The sequence below is a fragment of the Streptomyces sp. NPDC006326 genome (assembly GCF_040612915.1).
Lineage (GTDB): Bacteria > Actinomycetota > Actinomycetes > Streptomycetales > Streptomycetaceae > Streptomyces.
This window is the reverse complement of the sequence record NZ_JBEXRC010000051.1, coordinates 15,374-33,731: the sequence shown is the minus strand read 5'-3', so window position 1 is coordinate 33,731 and position 18,358 is coordinate 15,374. Positions and strand designations below refer to the sequence as shown.

Sequence of the window (18,358 nt, the reverse complement as noted above, 5' to 3'; positions counted from 1 at the left end):
GGACTCGTCGAGCCGGCGCGCATTCCGGTCAATGCCGCTGCGTACGCTCCTGCTCGTCCGCGGCGCCCCCCGCCCCCACGAGGCCCTTGGAGACGCCGGCGAGCCTCGGTCCGAAACGCTTCATCTCCCGCTGCCCGACGGTGGCGATGATCCCGGGCAGGTAGCCGCGCACCCCCTGCATCCCGCGCAGCCAGCCCTGCGCGTAGACGTGCGGCGAGCGCCGCTCGATGCCGGCCACGATCCGGTCCACGGCCGGGCCCAGCGGGTACGTGCGGTTCGCCGGCCAGAGCAGCCTCTGGCGCAGCTCCCGCATCACCTCGTCCTGGTCGGCGCCGCGCACCATGTCGGTGTCGGTCCAGGAGAGGTAGCCGACGCCCACCTTGACGCCCTTGTAGCCGACTTCGGCGCGCAGGCAGTGCGCGAAGGCCTCCACACCGGACTTGGAAGCGCAGTACGCCGTCATCATCGGCGCCGGCGTGATCGCGGCGAGCGAGGCGATCTGCAGGAAGTAGCCGCGGCTCTCCGTGAGCACGGGGAGGAAGGCGCGGGCGGTGACGGCCCCGCCGATCAGGTTGACCTCGATCACCCGGCGCCAGGCGTCGGGATCGGAGTCGGCGAACGGGCCTCCCGCGGCGACGCCCGCGTTGGCGACGACGATGTCCACCTTGCCGAAGCGCTGCTTGACCTCCTGGGCCACCCGCGCCATGGCCTCGTGGTCGGTGACGTCGGCGTACCAGTGGTCGCTGTCGGAGTGCAGCCGCTCGGAGACCTCCTTGAGCGCCTCCGGCTCCAGGCCCACCAGGGCCACCTTCGCGCCGCGCGCGGACAGCTTGCGGGCGAGCAGTTCGCCCACGCCGCGGGCCGCGCCGGTGACGACGGCGACCTGTCCCTCCAGACTCCTGCGAGCGCTCACGGCGTCTTCTCCTTCTCCTGGTCGGTCAGGCGGTCGGTCGGGGGGTCGGTCGGGTGGCCGGTCGTGCGTGCGGTGCCGGGCAGGTGGCGGGCGGCCAGCTCCCGCAGGGCTCCGGTGACGGCCCGGGGGGCCTCGATCGGGGTCATGTGGCCCATGCCGGTCAGCTCCGTCAGCCCCACGCAGTGCGGCAGGGCCGCGGCGATCCGGCGGGCGTGCACGATCGGCGTCAGCCGGTCGTGCGTACCGCCGATCACCGCGGTGGGCACGGTGAGCGCGGCCAGGCCGGCGTCGAGGTCCAGCCCGGCCAGCACCTGGGACCAGGCGTGCCGGGGGCCAATGGCGCAGGCGTGCACGATCCGGGCGCAGGCCTCGACCTGCTCGGGCGTCGCCCCGGGGCCCATGGTGGCGTACTTCAGCACCTTGGCGGCCACCGGTGTGACGGGCCCGAGCGGGGCGCGGGAGCCCAGGACCGCCCCGGTGAGGCGCGTTCTCACGCGGCCGGCCCGCCAGGGCAGCACCAGCGACCGGGCGACCAGCTGCGAGCTGCCGGTACTGCACAGCAGCGCGGCGGCGGCGTGCTCCTCGAACTCCGGGCGCCCGGCCGCGGCCATGATCGTCATCCCGCCCATGGAGTGCCCGGCGACCACCGCCCGTTCGCCGGGGGCGAGGGTGGCGCCCAGGACGGCGACCAGGTCGTCGGCGAGAGCGGAGGTGCTGTACCAGCGCCCGGCGGGGCTGCGGCCGTGGCCGCGCTGGTCGTAGGCGACCACCCGGTGGCCGGCCGTGGCCAGGGCGCGGACCTGCGCGGCCCAGAAGGCGGTGGAGCAGGTCCAGCCGTGCGCCAGCACCACGGCCGGCGCGCCCTCCTCCCCGTGCACCTCCACGTGCAGCCGCGCCCCGTCGGCGGAGACCGCGGTCAGCTCGCGGCGGGGGACGGGCGGGGCGTACGGCCCCGTGGTGACGTGCGGCGGGCGGCTCACGCGGCGCCCTCCTCGGCGGCGGCCGGGGCAGCCGCGGGCCGGACGACGGCGGGCTCCACGGCGCCGGGCTGCGCGGCGGCGGCCTGGGCGGGGACCCGTCCGGGTGTCCGGTCCTGTTCATGCCGTGGCTCCCGCACCCGTACGACCTCGTACTCGGCCAGGTCCACGGTCCGCGTCTCCTTGCGGAACTCGCCGGTGGTGCCCGGCCAGACGGTGGTGTTGCGGCCCTGCGCATCGAGGTACCAGCTGGTGCAGCCGCCGGTGTTCCACACCGTGCGCTCCATCCGGGTCTGCACGCGCCGGTTCCACGCGTTCACGGCCGACGGCCGGGCGGCGAGCGCGACCCGTCCGCCGAGCACGTCGAGCTGGCGCAGGTAGTCCGCCATGTAGTTCAGCTGCGACTCGATCATCAGGATCATCGAGCTGTTGCCGAGGCCGGTGTTCGGCCCGATGATCGTCATCCAGTTGGGGAAGCCGGCGGCCGTCGCCCCGCGCAGCGACTGCATCCCGTCCTTCCAGTGCTCGGCGAGGGTCATGCCCTCCGCACCCACCACCCGGTCGGCGATCGGCATGTCCGTGACGTGGAAGCCGGTGCCGAAGACGATCGCGTCCACCTCGGTCTCCGTGCCGTCGGCGGCGACCAGCACCGAGCCCCGGACCTCCTTCAGCCCGGAGGCGACCAGGTCCACGTTGGGCCGGGCGAGCGCCGGGTAGTACTCGCTCGACAGCAGGATCCGCTTGCAGCCGATCCGGTACGAGGGCGTCAGCTTGGCCCGCAGCGCCGGGTCCTTGATCGAGCGGGCCATGTTCGCCTTGGCCAGCGACTCGATCAGCCCGAGCTGCCGGGGATGCTTGGTGAAGGCGCTCACCTGGAGCTCCCGGATGCCCCACAGCAGCCCGCGGCGCGCGGCCCGGGTGAAGGGCAGCCGGCGGTGCAGCCAGCGCTCCGCGGCGCCGATGGCCCGGTCGGTGCGCGGCATCACCCACGGCGGGGTCCGCTGGAAGAGCGTGAGCCGCTCCACGTCGGGGGCGATGGCGGGAACGATCTGGATGGCCGAGGCGCCGGTCCCGATCATGGCGACGCGCTTGCCGCGCAGGTCGTAGTCGTGGTCCCAGCGCGCGGAGTGGAAGACCTTGCCGGGGAAACCGGCGAGCCCCGGCACCTGCGGCACCTTCGGGTCCGACAGCGGGCCGGTCGCCGACACCACGACGTCCGCGGTGAGCTCGCCCGAGGAGGTCTCGATGCGCCACCGGAGCCGGTCGGCGTCCCAGCGCATCATCGTGACCTCGGCGTTCAGCCGGATGTGCGGGCGCAGCCCGAAGGTGTCGGCGACGTGCTCCAGGTAGGCGCGGATGTGCGGCTGCCCCGAGAAGGTCCTCGGCCAGTCCGGGTTGGGTGCGAACGAGAACGAGTACAGGTGCGAGGGAACGTCGCACGCGCACCCCGGATAGCTGTTGTCGCGCCACGTCCCGCCGACGGAGTCCGCCCGTTCCAGGACGACGAAGTCCGTGATCCCCTCCCGCCGCAGCCGGACGGCCGCGCCCAGCCCGCCGAAGCCGGAGCCGATCACCGCCACCCGTACGTGCTCACGCCGCTTCGTGCCACCCTTGCCCGCCATGCCGCCGCCTTCCGCATCCGCTCGCGCAGTCCAGCCCAGACCCGTCATCACCACAGCGCCACACTGCCAGCAATCACTGGCACAATCGGGAGAGTAGAGCAGCCCCGTACTCCTGGGTAGGGGTCGCACCCGGAAAGTTACTGCCGGTACGCCATAGGCTTCGTCCGTGGCAGAGACCGAAGCGGCGAGGACAGTGCGCGAATACCGTACGGCGGAACTGGCGGAGGCGGCCGGCATACCCGTGCGCACCCTGCGCTTCTACCGCGAGCGCAAGCTCCTCCCGCCGCCCCGCCGCGAGGGCCGCATCGCCTGGTACGACGACCACCACCTGGCCCGGCTGCGCACCATCGCCGCCCTGCTCGAACGCGGCCACACCCTCGGCGGCATCGCCGAACTGACCGCCGCCTTCGAGAACGGCCGCGACGTCAGCCAGCTGGGCGAGCTGCTCGGCATGGGCTGGTCCGAGGAGACCCCGGTCCGCCTGACGCCCGAAGCCCTGGCCGACTACTTCGAGGGCGAGGTCACCCCGGAGAACCTGGCGGCCTCCCTCGACCTCGGCTACGTCGCCACCGACGGCGACGAAATCGTGCACGTCAGCCGGCGCCTGCTGGACGTCTCCTCCGCGCTGGTCCGCGAAGGGGTCCCGCTCGCGGCGGTCCTGGAGACCGGGCGCCGGGTCCGCGCGCACGCGGACGCCCTGGCGGCCCTGTTCACGGAGCTCATCGAGGAGCACCTCTCCCCGAAGGCCGTACCGCGCCTGCGCCCGCTGGCCAAGAGCGTGGTCGAGGCGGAACTCGCGATGGCGATGGACCGCCTCCAGGCCTCCCGCTCGCAGCCGCCGGGCGCGCGGGCGCCGCAGTCCCGGCCGCCGGGGTCCCGGCCCGCGGGGTCTCAGACGCCGAGCTCGTAGACCACGGTCACCGGCGCGTGGTCGGACCACCGCTCCGGGTGGGTCTCGGCCCGCTCGACGAAGGCCTTCACGGCCCGGGCCGCGAGCCCGGGGGTCGCGACCTGGAGGTCGATGCGCCAGCCGGCGTCGTTGTCGAAGGCCCGCCCGCGGTAGGACCACCAGGAGTACGGCCCCTCGGTGTCCGGGTGCAGGGCGCGTACGACGTCGACGTACCCCGCCTCCTCGTACACCTTGCCGAGCCACTCGCGCTCCTCGGGCAGGAACCCGGCGCTCTTGCGGTTGGTCTTCCAGTTCTTCAGGTCGGCCTCCCGGTGGCAGATGTTCCAGTCGCCGCAGACCACGACCTCCCGCCCCTCCGCGGCCGCGCGCACCTTGAGCGCGGCGAGGTGGGGCAGGAACTCCGCCATGAACCGGTACTTCTCGTCCTGCTTCGCGGTGCCCGCCTCGCCGGAGGGCAGGTACAGGCTCGCCACGGTCACACCGGGCAGGTCTACCTCCAGGTACCGCCCGGAACCGTCGAACTCCTCGCTCCCGAAGCCCACCTGCACCCGCTCGGGCGCCCGCCGCGTGTAGAGGGCCACACCGGCCCGGCCCTTGACGGCGGCCGGGGCGAAGACCGTGTGCCAGCCCTCGGGCTCCCGCACCTCGGCCGGGATCTGCGCCTCCTCGGCCCGCACCTCCTGCAGGCACACCACGTCGGCATCCGACCCGGCCAGCCACGGGGAGAAGCCCTTCTTGGCGGCGGCGCGGATCCCATTCACATTCACGGAGGTCACGGTGAGCATCCCAGCACCATAGCGGGAGGGTTCCGTACGATGTTCCGATGTCTCACGGGATCCAGCTCCGCTCCGTACCGTACGACCACCCGGACGCGGTGAAACTCAACGACCAGGTGCAACTTGAGTACCAGGCGCGCTACGACGGCGAGGGCGATGTCACACCCCTCGACCCGGCGATGTTCACCCCTCCGCAGGGCCTGTACCTGCTGGCGTACGACGCCGCGCAGAGCCCGATAGCCAGCGGCGGCTGGCGCACCCAGGACGAGAACGACGAGGGCTACTCCGACGGCGACGCCGAGCTCAAGCGCATGTACGTCGTCCCCGAGGCCCGCGGTCTCGGCCTGGCCCGGCGCATCCTCGCGGAACTCGAAGCCGACGCCCGCGCGGCGGGCCGCGTCCGCATGGTCCTGGAGACGGGCGACCAGCAGCCGGAGGCGATAGCCCTCTACCTCTCCTCGGGCTACGCCCCCTCCCCCAAGTTCGGCCACTACCGCTTCTACGACTCCAGCCGCTGCATGGCCAAGCCCCTGGCCCCGTGACGGCCGCGGCGGGGCGGCGCCGCGCCGGAACGGGGTGCGCTCAGGTCGTGCTCCACCGCGCGGCGTCCGTCCCCCACCGGGACGGCCCCCGCTCCCACCCCCCGGCCGGCAGCGGTGACACGGCGTACCGTACGGTCCCGTATCCGGAGGCGGTCTCGCGCAGCCACGGCTCCGCCGCGTACTCCTGCGCGGCGGCGGCTGCGGACGGCACCTCCCGGACCAGCCACGAGGCCGTCCCGGCCAGGGAGAACCGCAGCGACCGCCCGCCACCCTCGGCCAGTGCCCGCAGCACCGCCGCCGCCATCAGGTACCCCGTCCCGTGGTCCAGTGCCTGCGCGGGCAGCACTCCCGGCCGCTCCCCGTCCCCGCATGCGGCGGCCGGCCCGTACCCCGCCTGCACCAGCGAGTCGAAGCCCCGGCGCCCCGCCCACGGCCCGCGCCACCCCCAGGCGCACAGCTCGGCCACCACCAGCCCCGGCCACCGCTCGTGCAGCTGCCGCGCACCCAGCCCGTGGCGCTCCAGCGCGCCCGGCCGGTAGCCCGTCACCACCACGTCGGCCCCGGCCAGCAGCCCCTCGAAGACCGCCCGGTCCCGCGCGTCCGCCAGGTCCAGCAGCGCCGAGCGCTTGCCGAAGCCGGTGTCCGCGTACGCGTCGTCCGCCTCGGGCAGCTTCGGCGGATCGATCCGGAGCACGTCCGCGCCCAGCCATCCCAGGGTCCGCGTGGCGACCGGGCCGGCGATGACCCGGGTCAGGTCCAGCACCCGCACCCCGGCCGCCGGGGCCGAAAGGGGCGCGGGGCCCAGCTCCCGGCCCCGGCCGCCGGTCTTGCGCGCCTCCACCAGCGGCTGCGGCTCCCCGTAGCCGCTCTCCCGTACCGCGACGGCGAGCCCGCCCTCCGCGTACACGGCCTCCTGCACCTCTTCGGCGGCCCGCCCCGCGATCGCCGCCGCCAGTCGCCCGGGAGTGCGGGCGCCCAGCACCCGCACCAGGGCGGCCTCGTGGTGCGGGTAGTTGGCGTGGGTGCGCACCCATCCGTCCGCCGCCCGCCAGAAGCCGGACAGCGGCGCGAAGTTCACCGGCTCGCGCCCCTCCACCCGCAGGTGCCGCTCGCTGACGAACGCCGTCGCCACGGCCCCCTCGTCGATCACCACCCCGGGCACGTCCTGCGCCCCGCCGCCCGCCCGTACGGCGCCGAGCTCCGCGGCGGCCAGCGCGGCGGCCCCGACGGTGGCCCGCGCCAACTCCCTTACGGGCAGCGGCCCCTCCCCCAGGTCGCTGCCACCGCGGTAGGTCACCCGCCCTGCCACCCCGGGAGCCCCGCCGACCGCGTCCCAGGCCTGCACCGTCGCACCGTCAAGATCCGTCACGGTCCCATTCTGCGCGGCCCCGTCCCGGGGCCGGCACCCCGGAGGTCGGGCAGTCGGGGCGAAAGCACCTGCGGCGGAGTTCCGTCGGAGCGGCCCGAAGGGGCCGTCGGGCGGGGCGGGTTGACCGGCACCCTCGCACCCGCAAACGCCGAGATCCCGCCCGGTCTTGCGACCGGACGGGATCTCGTGACGATTCCCGAGAGCTACTCGGAAACTGTCGTCTGTGGACCTGTGGGGATTTGAACCCCAGACCCCCTCGATGCGAACGAGGTGCGCTACCAGACTGCGCCACAGGCCCTTGCGACGTGTGAAACATTAGCATCCCCGCGGCGGTGCTCCAAAACCGCTATCGGGGAGCATCCGCGCAGGTCCCGTCATTCGTTCGCGGCGCGGGGGCGCTCGTCGCTCTCGTACTGGTCGAACAGCGGGGTGCGGCCCCGGTCGCGGCCGCGGACCGGGTGCTGCGGCTTCACCTCCGGCGCGGAGGCCGGGGCGGGCTGGGCGCGCAGGCGGGGGTCCGTCGGTTCGGCCGCGCTGGAGCGGGCCGCGCTCCAGGCGTCCGGGGCCGCCGGGCCCGTGGCGCGCGGAGCCACCGGGGCCGTCACGTACGTCGGCAGCGGGACCGGGACCGGCTCCCAGCTGTCGCCCCGGGCGGGGCCGCGTTCGCGCTCGCGCTGCTGGTCCACCCACTCGGCGTGGTCGGTCTGCTCGACCAGCGCGCGCCGGCCGGCCTCCTGGGGGGAGACCGGCGGAGCGGGGTCGGGTTCGGCCGCGGCGGTCGTCGTGTCGTCGGGGTGGCGGCGGCGCTGCCGGGTCTCGCGCAGCTGCCGGGCGGCGGCCTCGGCGCGCCTGCGGTCCATGGTGAACTCGTAGCGCCTGCGCTCCTGGACGCGCAGATGCATGATGTACGCGCTCAGCAGGAGGGCCGGTACGGCGGGCGCCCACAGGTACGCCAGACCGCCGACCGCGGCGACGACCGCGCCCAGCGTGAAGATCAGGAAGAGCAGCGCGGTGGTGCGCCGGCGGCGGGCGAGCACCTGCAGGCGCTGCTCGCGCCGGTGCCGCTCCGCCACCGCCGACCGCGGCTCCGCCCTGGTCGGGGGTACGGCAACGGCCCGGGCGTCGGCGTCCACGGAATTCACCGTTTCCGTCGCGGCGTCCGGGTCCGCGTGGTACTGGGTCTGCGCCTCCTGCTCGGCCCGCTCACGCAGCCCCTTGGCGTAACGGCGCTCCATTCCCGCCCGGCCCGAAAGCAGCCGAATGGCAGTGGAGAAGCGTTCCGTCGGACGGGCCTCGTTCAGCTCGTCCTGCCTCCGGAGCCACATGGGCACCAAGTAGGCGGCCCAGGCCCCGACAATGACTGCGTAGATGAGGCCGCTGCTGCTCACACCCCACACCGTAGAGGGGCGCGGCCGAGCGGATCCGCCAATTGGGCCGGTGTGTCGCACGAACTGGCTGATATCACGGACTTTTTTTGTGATTCTTCGGATCAGGTTATGGACGAATCGGTTTCCCGCACCCAGGAATTCGAACGGATATTCGTTTCCTAGGAGGGCGAGGCCCCCTGGCTGCGTGCCCGGTGCCACCGGCGCAGCAGCCCCTCCGGGACCTCCTCCGCGGTCAGCGCGTACACGAGGTGGTCGCGCCAGGCGCCGTCGATGTGCAGGTAGCGCGGACGCAGCCCCTCCTCGCGGAAGCCCAGCTTCTCGACCACGCGCCGGCTCGGGCCGTTCTCCGGGCGGATGCACACCTCTATCCGGTGCAGCCCGACCTTCCCGAAACAGTGGTCCACGGCGAGCGCGACCGCCGTCGGCATGACCCCGCGGCCCGCCACCTCCCGGTCGACCCAGTAGCCGACGTGGCCCGCGCACATCGAGCCCCAGGTGATCCCGGCGACCGTCAGCTGGCCGACCAGGCGGCCCCGGTACTCGATGACGAAGGGAAGCATCCGCCCCGCGTTCGCCTCGGCCCGCAGGTGCCGGACCATCTGGCGGTACGTCGGCCGGTGGATCACCGGCCCCCAGGGCGCGGGCGGCGGGATCGTGGCCTCCCAGGGCCGCAGCCAGTCGCGGTTGCGCCGGTTGACCTCCCGCCAGGCGCTCTGGTCGCGCAGCTTTATCGGCCGGAGCGTGACGTCGCCGTCGCTCAGCACCACCGGCCAGGAGGGCCCGTTCAGCTGGGGCTCCCCGCAGGTCTGGGATGGTCGCCGCCCCGGATCTGGTCCACGGCGTGCGTCAGGACGCGGGTCAGGACCGCGAGGCCGTCGCGGACGCCGCCCGTGGAGCCGGGCAGGTTCACGATCAGGGTGCGGCCGGCCACGCCCGCCAGGCCTCGGGACAGGGCCGCCGTCGGCACCTTCGCGAGGCTCTCGGCCCGGATGGCCTGCGGGATGCCCGGGATCTCGTGGTCCAGCACCCGGGCGGTGGCCTCGGGGGTGCGGTCGGTCGGCGAGATGCCGGTGCCGCCGGTGGTGAGGATGACGTCGTACCCGGCGGCCACGCCCTCGCGCAGCGCCTGTTCGACCGGGTCCCCGTCGGGGACGACCCGCGGCCCGTCCACGGTGAACCCGAGGCCTTGGAGTCCCTCGGCGAGCAGGGGACCGCCCCGGTCGGCGTAGACGCCGGCCGAGGCCCGGTTGGAGGCGGTGACCACGAGGGCGCGAAGGGGGCGGTCGGGCTGCCCGCCGGGGGCCGCCTGCGGTGCCCCGCCCGCGTCGGGTGCCGCCGCGCCGCCGGGGGCCGCGGACGCGCCGGCGGCGTCCGCACCGGCCGCCGCGGGCCCGTGGCTGTGGCTGTGGACCTCGCCGCCGCGCGGGGCGTTCACGCCCGGCTCCAGTCGCCGGACTTGCCGCCGGTCTTCTCCTCCACCCGGACGTCGGTGATGACGGCGCCCTTGTCGACGGCCTTCACCATGTCGATGACGGTGAGCCCGGCGACGGCGACGGCCGTCAGCGCCTCCATCTCGACGCCCGTGCGGTCGGTGGTCTTGACCGTGGCGAGGATCTCCACGGCGTCGTCGGCGACCGAGAGGTCCACCTTCACGCCGGAGACGGCCAGGGGGTGGCAGAGCGGGATCAGGTCGGGGGTCTTCTTCGCCCCCATGATCCCGGCGATCCGCGCGGTGGCGAGGGCGTCTCCCTTGGGCACGCCCTCGCCGCGCAGCAGTTCGATCACCCGGGGGGAGACGAGCACGCGCCCGCTGGCCCGCGCCGTCCGCGTCGTGACGTCCTTCTCCGAGACGTCGACCATCCGGGCCGCACCGGCCTCGTCGATGTGCGTCAGCCTGCTCTGCGTACTCATATCTGCGCGCCGCTCCCGCTCCGGGCCCCGCAAGGGCCTGTGTGGTGCAACACGCTACCCGCACCGGCGGGACTTCAGCCGAGCAGGACCACTTCCAGCTCGTCCCCCGGCTGCACCGAGGTCACGTCCTCCGGTACGACCATCAGCGAGTCGGCGTGCGCCAGCGCCGCGATCAGGTGCGAGCCGGACCCGCCCACCGGGCTGACCGTGCCGCTCTCCCCGTCGTACGCCCCGCGCAGGAACTGCCGGCGGCCGGCCGGGGAGCGCAGCGGCTGGTCCGCCTTGAGCACGGCCCGGACGCTCGGCCGGCTGACCTCGGAGGCGGGCAGCCCCATGAGCGCGCGGATCGCGGGCCGCACGAACAGCTCGAAGGAGACGTACGAGGACACCGGGTTGCCGGGCAGGGCCAGCAGCGGGGTGTGGTCCGGGCCGATGGTGCCGAAGCCCTGCGGCTTGCCGGGCTGCATCGCGAGCTTGCGGAACTCCATCCGCCCGGCGTCGACCCCGGCCTCGGGATCGGCGCCGACCGAGGACAGCGCCTCCTTGACCACGTCGTACGCCCCGACGCTGACGCCTCCCGTGGTCACCAGCAGATCGGCCCGGATCAGCTGGTCCTCGATGGTGGCGCGCAGGGTGTCGGCGTTGTCCGCGACCGCCCCGACGCGGTAGGCGATGGCCCCCGCGTCCCGCGCGGCCGCGGCCAGCGCGAAGCTGTTCGAGTCGTAGATCGTCCCGGGGGCCAGCGCCTCGCCCGGCTGGACCAGCTCGCTGCCGGTGGAGAGCACCACCACGCGCGGCCGCGGCCGGACCCGGACGGTGCCCCGCCCGATGGCGGCCAGCAGGGCGATCTGCGGCGGGCCCAGCACCGTACCCGCGGCCAGCGCGAGGTCCCCGGCCTGGACGTCGCTGCCCCGTGCCCGTACGTGGGCCCGCGCCTCGGCGGCGCGGTGCACCCGCACCTCACCGCCCGCGCCCTCGGGCGCCGCACTGGCCGGGGTCATGCCGGTGGCCGCGCCCGCGCCGGCGCCGCCGTCGGTCCACTCGACCGGTACGACGGCCTCCGCGCCGGGCGGCAGCGGGGCGCCGGTCATGATGCGGGCGGCCTGGCCCGGGCCGACGGCGGGCAGTTCGCCGCTGCCCGCGGCGACGTCCCCGATGACCGTCAGCACCGCGGGGAACTCCTCGCTCGCGCCCTGGACGTCGGCCGTGCGGACGGCGTACCCGTCCATCGAGCTGTTGTCGAAGGGCGGGAGGGCGACGGGCACGGTGACGTCCTCGACCAGGACACAGCCCTGGGCGTCGAGCAGCTGGAGCTCGATGGGCTCCAGCGGCCGGACGGCGGCGAGGACGTCCGCGAGGTGCTCGTCCACCGACCACAGACGCTGCTGGCCGGTGTCCTGCGGTGCGGCGGCGGGGCTGCTCAAGGTGCTACATCTCCTCCGTGACGTAACGGTGAAGCCAGGTGCGGAACTCCGGGCCCAGGTCCTCACGCTCGCACGCGAGGCGGACGATGGCCCGCAGGTAGTCCCCGCGGTCCCCGGTGTCGTAACGGCGGCCCCGGAAGACCACGCCGTGCACCGGGCCGCCCACGCTCTCGTCGGCGGCCAGCTTCTGCAGGCCGTCGGTGAGCTGGATCTCCCCGCCGCGGCCCGGCTCGGTCTCCCGCAGTATGTCGAAGATCGCGGGGTTGAGGACATAGCGTCCGATGACCGCGTAGTTGCTGGGGGCGTCGGCGGCGTCGGGCTTCTCGACGAGGCCCGTGATCCGGACGACGTCCGCCTCGTCGGTGGGCTCGACGGCGGCGCAGCCGTAGAGGTGCACGCTGGCCGGGTCGACCTCCATGAGGGCGATAACGGTGCCGCCGGTGCGGGCGTGGACGTCGGTCATCTGGCGCAGCAGGGGGTCGCGCGGGTCGATCAGGTCGTCGCCCAGCAGGACGGCGAAGGGCTCGTCGCCGACGTGCGGCGCGGCGCACAGGACGGCGTGGCCGAGGCCGCGCGGGTCGCCCTGGCGGACGTAGTGCATGGTGGCCAGGTCGCTGGACTCCTGGACCTTCTTGAGCCGGTCGTCGTCGCCCTTGGCGATGAGGGCGGACTCCAGTTCGTAGTTGCGGTCGAAGTGGTCCTCAAGCGCACGCTTGTTACGCCCCGTGATCATCAGGACGTCGTCCAGTCCGGCCGAGACGGCCTCCTCGACGACGTACTGGATGGCCGGCTTGTCCACGACCGGGAGCATTTCCTTGGGCGTCGCCTTCGTCGCCGGGAGGAAACGGGTGCCAAGGCCTGCGGCAGGGATGACGGCCTTTTTGATCACGGGGTGCAACTGAGTCATGGGCAGAACCATAGTGGGTCACGCCCTCACCCATGGATTCCGGCAATAGATCCCTGGTTGCCCGCTTTTGAAAGGAAATACGAGTCAGCCGTGGCAGTGAACTCACCCGATCCGTCCGCAAAGGCGCAGCTGCGCCGGGACCTCCTGGCCGCCCGCCGCGCCCTGTCCCCCGGCTCCCTGCGGACGGCGGCCCGCGCCCTCTCCCGCTCCGCCCTCGCACTGCCCGAGCTGGCCGGGGCGCACACGGTGGCGGCGTACGTCTCCGTCGGGAGCGAGCCCGGGACCCGCGAGCTGCTCGACGCCCTGCGCTCGGCCGGGAAGCGGGTGCTGCTGCCCGTCCTGCTGCCCGACAACGACCTCGACTGGGCGGTGTACGAGGGCCCCGGCAGCCTCGCGGAGGCCGCGCACCCGGGGAAGATGCGGCTGCTGGAGCCCGCCGGGCCCCGGCTCGGACCGGAGGCCGTCACCGGCGCCGACGCCGTCCTGCTGCCGGGGCTGGCGGTGGACCGGCGCGGGATGCGGCTGGGCCGAGGCGGGGGCTCGTACGACCGGGTGCTCGCGCGCTTGGAGCGCGCCGGGGCGCATCCTGCGCTGGTCGTGCTCCTCTACGACGAAGAGGTGGTCGCGCGGGTCCCGGAGGAACCGCACGACCACCCCGTTCAGGCGGTGGCCACCCCGTCGGGGGTGGTCCGCTTCACTTCTGCGGCCGACGGCTCATGAGCCCGGCTTCAGCGTGAGCGTCTCGACCGTGGCCTTGTCCACGGCCTCCTTGCCGAAGGGCCACTCCAGCAGCTCGCCCTTGGCCCACATGTCGGTCTGGTCGTAGTAGTTGTCGTGGTAGGCGTGGCCCGAGGCGCCGGTCAGGTTGATCCAGCGGGACTTGTCCAGGTCGTTGAGGTTCACGACCATCCGCATCGACGGCACCCAGGTGACCCCGTAGCCGCCGGAGGCGTTCCAGCCGGTCGCGTTCACCGTGGCCTCGCCGCCGCCCAGGTTCCACGGGCCGCGGTTGAGGAGCCACTGCAGGAAGCCGGGGCCCTCGGTGCCGATGGTCTGGTTCTTCAGCGTCAGCTGGTGCAGGCGGCCCCAGCTCCAGGTGGACTGGTCCTTGCCGAGCTTGGCGGTCAGCTCCCAGCGCGCGTCCTTCATGGCCCGGGCGAACAGCTCGTCGCGGGTGGTGGTCGCCGGCTCCCTCAGGCCCCGCTTGGGCGACTGCCACCACGCGGACTTCTCGTCCTTGACCAGGCGGCGGACCACCTCGAACCAGCGGTCGCCGCCGTCCGGCTGCGCCGAGTCGGAGCCGCGCTCACCGCACTCGCGGACGGTCTTCGCGAGGTCGTCGACGATGCCGGTGCCGTCGCCGGTGACGTTCATGCAGCTGTCCTCGATGCGCAGTTCCTTGGGCATCTTGTCGCCGAAGGACAGCTTGAGGATGTTGCGCCAGACCGCGTTGAAGTAGGCGGCGGCCGCCGAGTCGGGCTCCTGGGTGTAGTTCCAGCCCTCCAGCAGCTTCTGCGCGGAGCGCACGTCCGGGTCCGAGACCTCGATCTTGGCCAGCATCGGGGTCAGCAGCGCGGCGATCTCGCTGCTGTTGTCCATCTGCATGGTGCGCATGTCGTCGGTGGAGATCTTCCCGCTGTCCTTGATCTTCGCCTCGATGAGGTCGTTGATCCGCTGGCTGCGGGCGCCGTAGCCCCAGTCCGCGGTCAGCAGGTACGGGTACTTGCCCTGGCCGGTGCCGCTCTCGACGACGGCCTGGTTCGCCGTGACGATGTAGCCGCGGCCCGGGTTGAGGTCGTAGGGCATCTCGTCCTGCGGGATGTAGCCCGCGTTGCCGTCCTTGCCGCCCTTCCAGGCGTACTTGGAGTCCCAGCCCGGGGCCGGCATGCGGCCGTCGCCGGCGCCGCGGACCGGGATCCGGCCGGGGGCCTGGTACCCGATGTTGCCCAGCGGGCCCTTGTTGTCGGCGTAGATCAGGTTCTGCGAGGGGACCTCGAAGTCGCGGGCGGCCTCGCGGAAGGCCGTGAAGTCCTTGGCCCGGTCGAGCTTGAAGACGGCGTCCATCGACTTGCCCGGGTCCAGGGCGGTCCAGCGCAGGGCGACGGCGTAGCCGTTGCCGCGGTCGGGGGCCGAGCCGGCGACGGGGGCGCGGCTGCCGACCGTGGCCAGCTCCTCGCTCCGGTCGGAGATCAGCGGACCGTTGTTGGTGGTGCGGACGGTGATCTTCTTGCTCTTCTTCTCGCCCGCGATCTTGATCTCCTCCTCGCGGATCGAGAAGGGGACCACCTTGTTGTCGTAGACGTAGCCCTCGGGCTTGACCTGCTCCAGGTAGAGGTCGGTGACGTCGGCGCCCAGGTTCGTCATGCCCCAGGCGATGTCGGTGTTGTGGCCGATCACCACGCCGGGCATGCCGGAGAAGGTGTAGCCGGCCACGTCGTACTGGCACTGCGCGGAGACCGCGCGGCAGTGCAGGCCCATCTGGTACCAGACCGAGGGCAGCTGCGGGGACAGGTGCGGGTCGTTGGCGAGCAGCGGCTTGCCGGTGGTCGTGTACTTGCCGGAGACGACCCAGGAGTTCGAGCCGATGCCGCTGCCGTTGGGGCCGAGGATCGCGGGGATCTGGTCCAGGGTCTTGGCGAGGGAGGTCAGCGAGGTGCGCAGGCCCACCGTCGCCCCCTGGGCGGTGGCGTCGTCGGCGAGGCCGGTGGGCGTGGTGGAGGCCGGGGATCCGGTGGCGGCGCCGGTGGCGGAGCCCTTGCCGGAGCCGGGGCCGGCCGGGGCCGAACCGCCCTGGGGCGTGTACTTGCCGCCGTCGATCTTGCCGCCCTCGACGATCGGCCGGTTCCGGTCGAACGGGTAGGGCGGGTACAGCTCGTCTATCTGCGCGGGCGTGAGCTTGTTCGCCATCAGCGCGCGGTCGATCTCGTCCTGCATGTTGCCGCGCAGGTCCCAGGCCATGGCCTTGAGCCAGGCCACCGAGTCCACGGGCGTCCACTGCTCGGGCTGGTAGTCGGCGCTGAGCTTGAGGGCGGCGTGCTCGACGGAGAGGTCCTTGCCCGACTTCCCCTTCAGGTACGCGTTGACCCCGTCGGCGTAGGCCTGGAGGTTCTTCTTGGTCTCCGGCGAGAGCTTCGTGTCGTACTCGGCCTGGGCGACCTGGCGCCAGCCGAGCGTGCGCAGGAAGGCGTCGGTCTCGACCTGGCCGGAGCCGAACATCTCCGAGAGCCGCCCGGAGGTCAGGTGGCGGCGTACGTCCATCTCCCAGAAGCGGTCCTGCGCGTGCACGAAGCCCTGCGCGCGGAAGAGGTCCTCGTCCTTGTCGGCGTAGAGCTGCGGAATGCCGTGCGCGTCGCGCTTGACCTCCACGGCCGAGGTGAGGCCGGGCACCTGGAGGGAGCCGGTCGCCTGCGGGAAGGAGGCGCGGACGGTGTCCAGGCCCCAGTACGTCCCGTACCCGAAGCCCGCGAGGAGCGCCAGGACCAGGACGAGCACGATCAGGCGGGCGCGTCGTCCCTTCTTCTTGACGGAAGGGGCGGTTTCGTTGGCGGGCATCGCTGTCCTTAGAGGGGCAGGGCGGTCCTGGGAGTGCTGGGAGCAACCATAGGCGCACGACCGTGTTCGTTGATCCGCCAGGGGTCAAGGTGCGAAGGACAAGGCCGAACGGCCGTTTCACAATGTGGTTATCGCGTAAAGGGTGCGTCAAATATTAGGTAAGGTAACGAACTACCTGCCGATCTTGCCGAACCGGTCGCCCGCAGGATCGATTCACCGGGCGCCTTGAGGGAAAGGGCCGCCCGCTGACTGTCCACACGCTCAATGAGCTCCTGCTGGTCTGCTCGCTCGTGCTGCTCATCGCCGTCGCGGCGGTGCGCGTCTCCTCGCGCAGCGGCCTCCCCAGCCTGCTCATCTACCTCGGCATAGGCATCGCGATCGGCCAGGACGGCATCGGCAACGTCGTCTTCGACAACGCCGAACTGACCCAGGTCATCGGTTACGCGGCGCTCGTCGTCATCCTCGCCGAGGGTGGTCTGGGCACGAAGTGGAAGCAGATCAGGCCCGCCCTGCCCGCCGCGATATCCCTGTCGCTGGTGGGCGTCGCGATCAGCGTGGGCGTCACGGCGGCGGGCGCGTACTACGTGGTGGGCCTGGACTGGCGGCAGTCCCTGCTGATCGGCGCGGTCGTCTCCTCGACCGACGCGGCGGCCGTGTTCTCGGTGCTGCGCAAGGTGCCGCTGCCCGCTCGGATCACGGGCGTGCTGGAGGCGGAGTCGGGCTTCAACGACGCCCCCGTGGTCATCCTGGTCGTCGCCTTCGCCACGGTCGGCCCGGTGGACGCCTGGTACGTACTCGTCGGCAAGATCGCGCTGGAGCTGGCGATCGGCGCCGCGATCGGCCTGACCGTGGGCTTCCTGGGGGCGTACGGCCTGCGGCACGTGGCCCTGCCCGCCTCGGGCCTCTACCCGATCGCCGTGATGGCGATCGCCGTCGTCGCGTACGCGGCCGGCGCGCTGGCGCACGGCTCCGGCTTCCTCGCCGTCTACCTGGCGGCCATGGTGCTCGGGAACGCGAAGCTGCCCCACTGGCCGGCCACCCGGGGCTTCGCGGACGGGCTCGGCTGGATCGCCCAGATCGGCATGTTCGTCCTGCTCGGCCTGCTGGTCACCCCGCACGAGCTGGCGGGGGACTTCTGGCCCGCCGTGGTCATCGGCCTGGTGCTGACGATGGTGGCCCGGCCGCTGGAGGTCTTCGTCAGTCTGCTGCCCTTCCGGGTGCCCTGGCGGGAGAAGACCCTGATGTCGTGGGCCGGCCTGCGCGGCGCCGTGCCCATCATCCTCGCCACCATCCCGATGGTGACCGGGATCGAGGGCAGCGACCGGGTCTTCAACATCGTCTTCGTGCTGGTCGTCGTCTACACCCTGGTCCAGGGACCGACCCTGCCCTGGGTGGCCCGCACGCTCCGGCTCGGCGACACCGACGAGGCCGCCGCCGACCTGGGGATCGAGTCGGCACCGCTGGAGAAGCTGCGCGGCCACCTGCTGTCCTTCGCCATCCCCCGGGACTCGCGGATGCACGGCGTCGAGGTGAGCGAGCTGCGGCTGCCGCCCGGAGCCTCGGTGACGCTGGTGGTCCGCGAGGGCAAGAGCTTCGTACCGCTGCCCTCGACCGTGCTGCGGCGCGGGGACGAGCTGCTGGTGGTGGCCACCGATCCGGTACGGGACGCGGCGGAGGCACGGCTGCGGGCGGTGGCGCGGGGCGGAAAGCTGGCCGGATGGCTGGGGACCGGGTCCAACGGTTCCTGAGCCCCGAACGACGTCGACAGAGAGTCAGAGCGTCGTTCTCATTCACTGTTTTAGGGGGCGCGTGGGCGTCTTTGCCCTGCCATGCCAGGGGTGGAATGCGAAATTCCGGTTAATCGCAGGTGAAGACATACCTTGTCGCCGGAATCACAGGGCGTAAGGACCGGCCTCCCTGTACGATAAAGGCACACCACATCGAACCAACTCTGCCTGACGCAGAGCTGGCGCGACCGCAAAGCGGCCGTGGCACCCCCCGCAGTGGGCGCCCAGGTATCACTCGGTTCTGCGCAAGAGGACAGCTCTCGGGGCTCCCACATGTACG

16 protein-coding genes and 1 tRNA gene are annotated in these 18,358 nt (G+C 72.9%); 4 read left to right on the top strand and 13 right to left on the bottom strand.

Going from position 1 to position 18,358, the window contains the following annotated elements; translation table 11 throughout:
* Positions 1-28 precede the first annotated feature (28 nt).
* The 3 genes from ABZ128_RS29985 to ABZ128_RS29975 are packed head-to-tail and all read right to left on the bottom strand — an operon-like array spanning position 29 to position 3,512.
* A complete protein-coding gene (locus ABZ128_RS29985; protein ID WP_356852326.1) occupies positions 29-913 on the bottom strand; it encodes an SDR family oxidoreductase in 885 nt (294 codons plus the stop codon).
* Positions 910-1,893 (bottom strand): alpha/beta hydrolase, encoded by a 984-nt coding sequence (locus tag ABZ128_RS29980; protein WP_356852325.1) that lies wholly within the window; start codon positions 1,891-1,893, stop codon positions 910-912. The genes ABZ128_RS29985 and ABZ128_RS29980 overlap by 4 nt, the downstream gene beginning before the upstream one ends.
* On the bottom strand, positions 1,890-3,512 hold the full coding sequence (locus ABZ128_RS29975; protein ID WP_356852324.1) for an NAD(P)/FAD-dependent oxidoreductase: 1,623 nt from the start codon (positions 3,510-3,512) through the stop codon (positions 1,890-1,892). Before ABZ128_RS29975 ends, ABZ128_RS29980 begins: the two co-directional genes overlap by 4 nt.
* Positions 3,513-3,678: 166 nt before the next feature.
* On the opposite strand from ABZ128_RS29975, the gene ABZ128_RS29970 reads away from it, so the two are divergent.
* The gene (locus ABZ128_RS29970; RefSeq protein ID WP_356852322.1) at positions 3,679-4,422 is read left to right on the top strand and encodes a MerR family transcriptional regulator; all 744 of its coding nucleotides are present in this window, start codon (positions 3,679-3,681) and stop codon (positions 4,420-4,422) included.
* On the opposite strand, the gene ABZ128_RS29965 is transcribed toward ABZ128_RS29970, so the two are convergent.
* Positions 4,404-5,207: an exodeoxyribonuclease III gene (locus tag ABZ128_RS29965; RefSeq protein ID WP_356852320.1), complete on the bottom strand. Its 804-nt coding sequence runs from the start codon at positions 5,205-5,207 to the stop codon at positions 4,404-4,406. The two genes, ABZ128_RS29970 and ABZ128_RS29965, sit on opposite strands and share 19 nt — an antisense overlap.
* 38 nt (positions 5,208-5,245) lie before the next feature.
* Between ABZ128_RS29965 and ABZ128_RS29960 the strand changes: the two genes are divergently transcribed.
* Positions 5,246-5,740 carry a GNAT family N-acetyltransferase gene (locus ABZ128_RS29960; protein WP_356852318.1) on the top strand — a complete coding sequence of 165 codons (495 nt, stop codon included), beginning with the start codon at positions 5,246-5,248 and terminating at the stop codon, positions 5,738-5,740.
* Between the two features lie 40 nt (positions 5,741-5,780).
* Here ABZ128_RS29960 and ABZ128_RS29955 read toward each other — a convergent pair whose 3' ends face one another.
* The 8 genes from ABZ128_RS29955 to galU all read right to left on the bottom strand — a co-directional run bounded on the left by ABZ128_RS29955 (position 5,781) and on the right by galU (position 12,739).
* A complete protein-coding gene (locus ABZ128_RS29955) occupies positions 5,781-7,109 on the bottom strand; it encodes a CoA transferase (RefSeq protein WP_356852316.1) in 1,329 nt (442 codons plus the stop codon).
* Between the two features lie 224 nt (positions 7,110-7,333).
* Positions 7,334-7,407: transfer RNA gene (locus ABZ128_RS29950), tRNA-Ala, on the bottom strand.
* A 76-nt stretch (positions 7,408-7,483) separates the two neighbouring features.
* Positions 7,484-8,497, bottom strand: a complete 1,014-nt coding sequence (locus ABZ128_RS29945; protein WP_356852315.1) for a hypothetical protein — start codon at positions 8,495-8,497, stop codon at positions 7,484-7,486.
* A gap of 158 nt (positions 8,498-8,655) precedes the next feature.
* Positions 8,656-9,264 carry a GNAT family protein gene (locus tag ABZ128_RS29940; RefSeq protein ID WP_356852314.1) on the bottom strand — a complete coding sequence of 203 codons (609 nt, stop codon included), beginning with the start codon at positions 9,262-9,264 and terminating at the stop codon, positions 8,656-8,658.
* Between the two features lie 17 nt (positions 9,265-9,281).
* Positions 9,282-9,761: a MogA/MoaB family molybdenum cofactor biosynthesis protein gene (locus tag ABZ128_RS29935; protein WP_356852350.1), complete on the bottom strand. Its 480-nt coding sequence runs from the start codon at positions 9,759-9,761 to the stop codon at positions 9,282-9,284.
* 167 nt (positions 9,762-9,928) lie between these two features.
* Positions 9,929-10,408: a cyclic pyranopterin monophosphate synthase MoaC gene (moaC, locus tag ABZ128_RS29930; RefSeq protein ID WP_356852313.1), complete on the bottom strand. Its 480-nt coding sequence runs from the start codon at positions 10,406-10,408 to the stop codon at positions 9,929-9,931.
* A gap of 74 nt (positions 10,409-10,482) precedes the next feature.
* Complete coding sequence (glp, locus tag ABZ128_RS29925) at positions 10,483-11,832, bottom strand: gephyrin-like molybdotransferase Glp (RefSeq protein WP_356852312.1); 1,350 nt, start codon at positions 11,830-11,832, stop codon at positions 10,483-10,485.
* 4 nt (positions 11,833-11,836) lie between these two features.
* Entirely contained in the window at positions 11,837-12,739 is a 903-nt protein-coding gene (galU, locus tag ABZ128_RS29920; RefSeq protein ID WP_356852310.1) for a UTP--glucose-1-phosphate uridylyltransferase GalU, read from the bottom strand.
* A 90-nt stretch (positions 12,740-12,829) separates the two neighbouring features.
* Between galU and ABZ128_RS29915 the strand changes: the two genes are divergently transcribed.
* Positions 12,830-13,459 carry a 5-formyltetrahydrofolate cyclo-ligase gene (locus ABZ128_RS29915; RefSeq protein WP_356852308.1) on the top strand — a complete coding sequence of 210 codons (630 nt, stop codon included), beginning with the start codon at positions 12,830-12,832 and terminating at the stop codon, positions 13,457-13,459.
* Here ABZ128_RS29915 and ABZ128_RS29910 read toward each other — a convergent pair.
* On the bottom strand, positions 13,454-16,291 hold the full coding sequence (locus tag ABZ128_RS29910) for a penicillin acylase family protein (RefSeq protein ID WP_356852307.1): 2,838 nt from the start codon (positions 16,289-16,291) through the stop codon (positions 13,454-13,456). The genes ABZ128_RS29915 and ABZ128_RS29910 overlap by 6 nt on opposite strands.
* 245 nt (positions 16,292-16,536) lie before the next feature.
* Between ABZ128_RS29910 and ABZ128_RS29905 the strand changes: the two genes are divergently transcribed.
* The gene (locus tag ABZ128_RS29905; RefSeq protein ID WP_356852348.1) at positions 16,537-18,039 is read left to right on the top strand and encodes a potassium/proton antiporter; all 1,503 of its coding nucleotides are present in this window, start codon (positions 16,537-16,539) and stop codon (positions 18,037-18,039) included.
* The last annotated feature ends 319 nt before the right edge of the window (positions 18,040-18,358 follow it).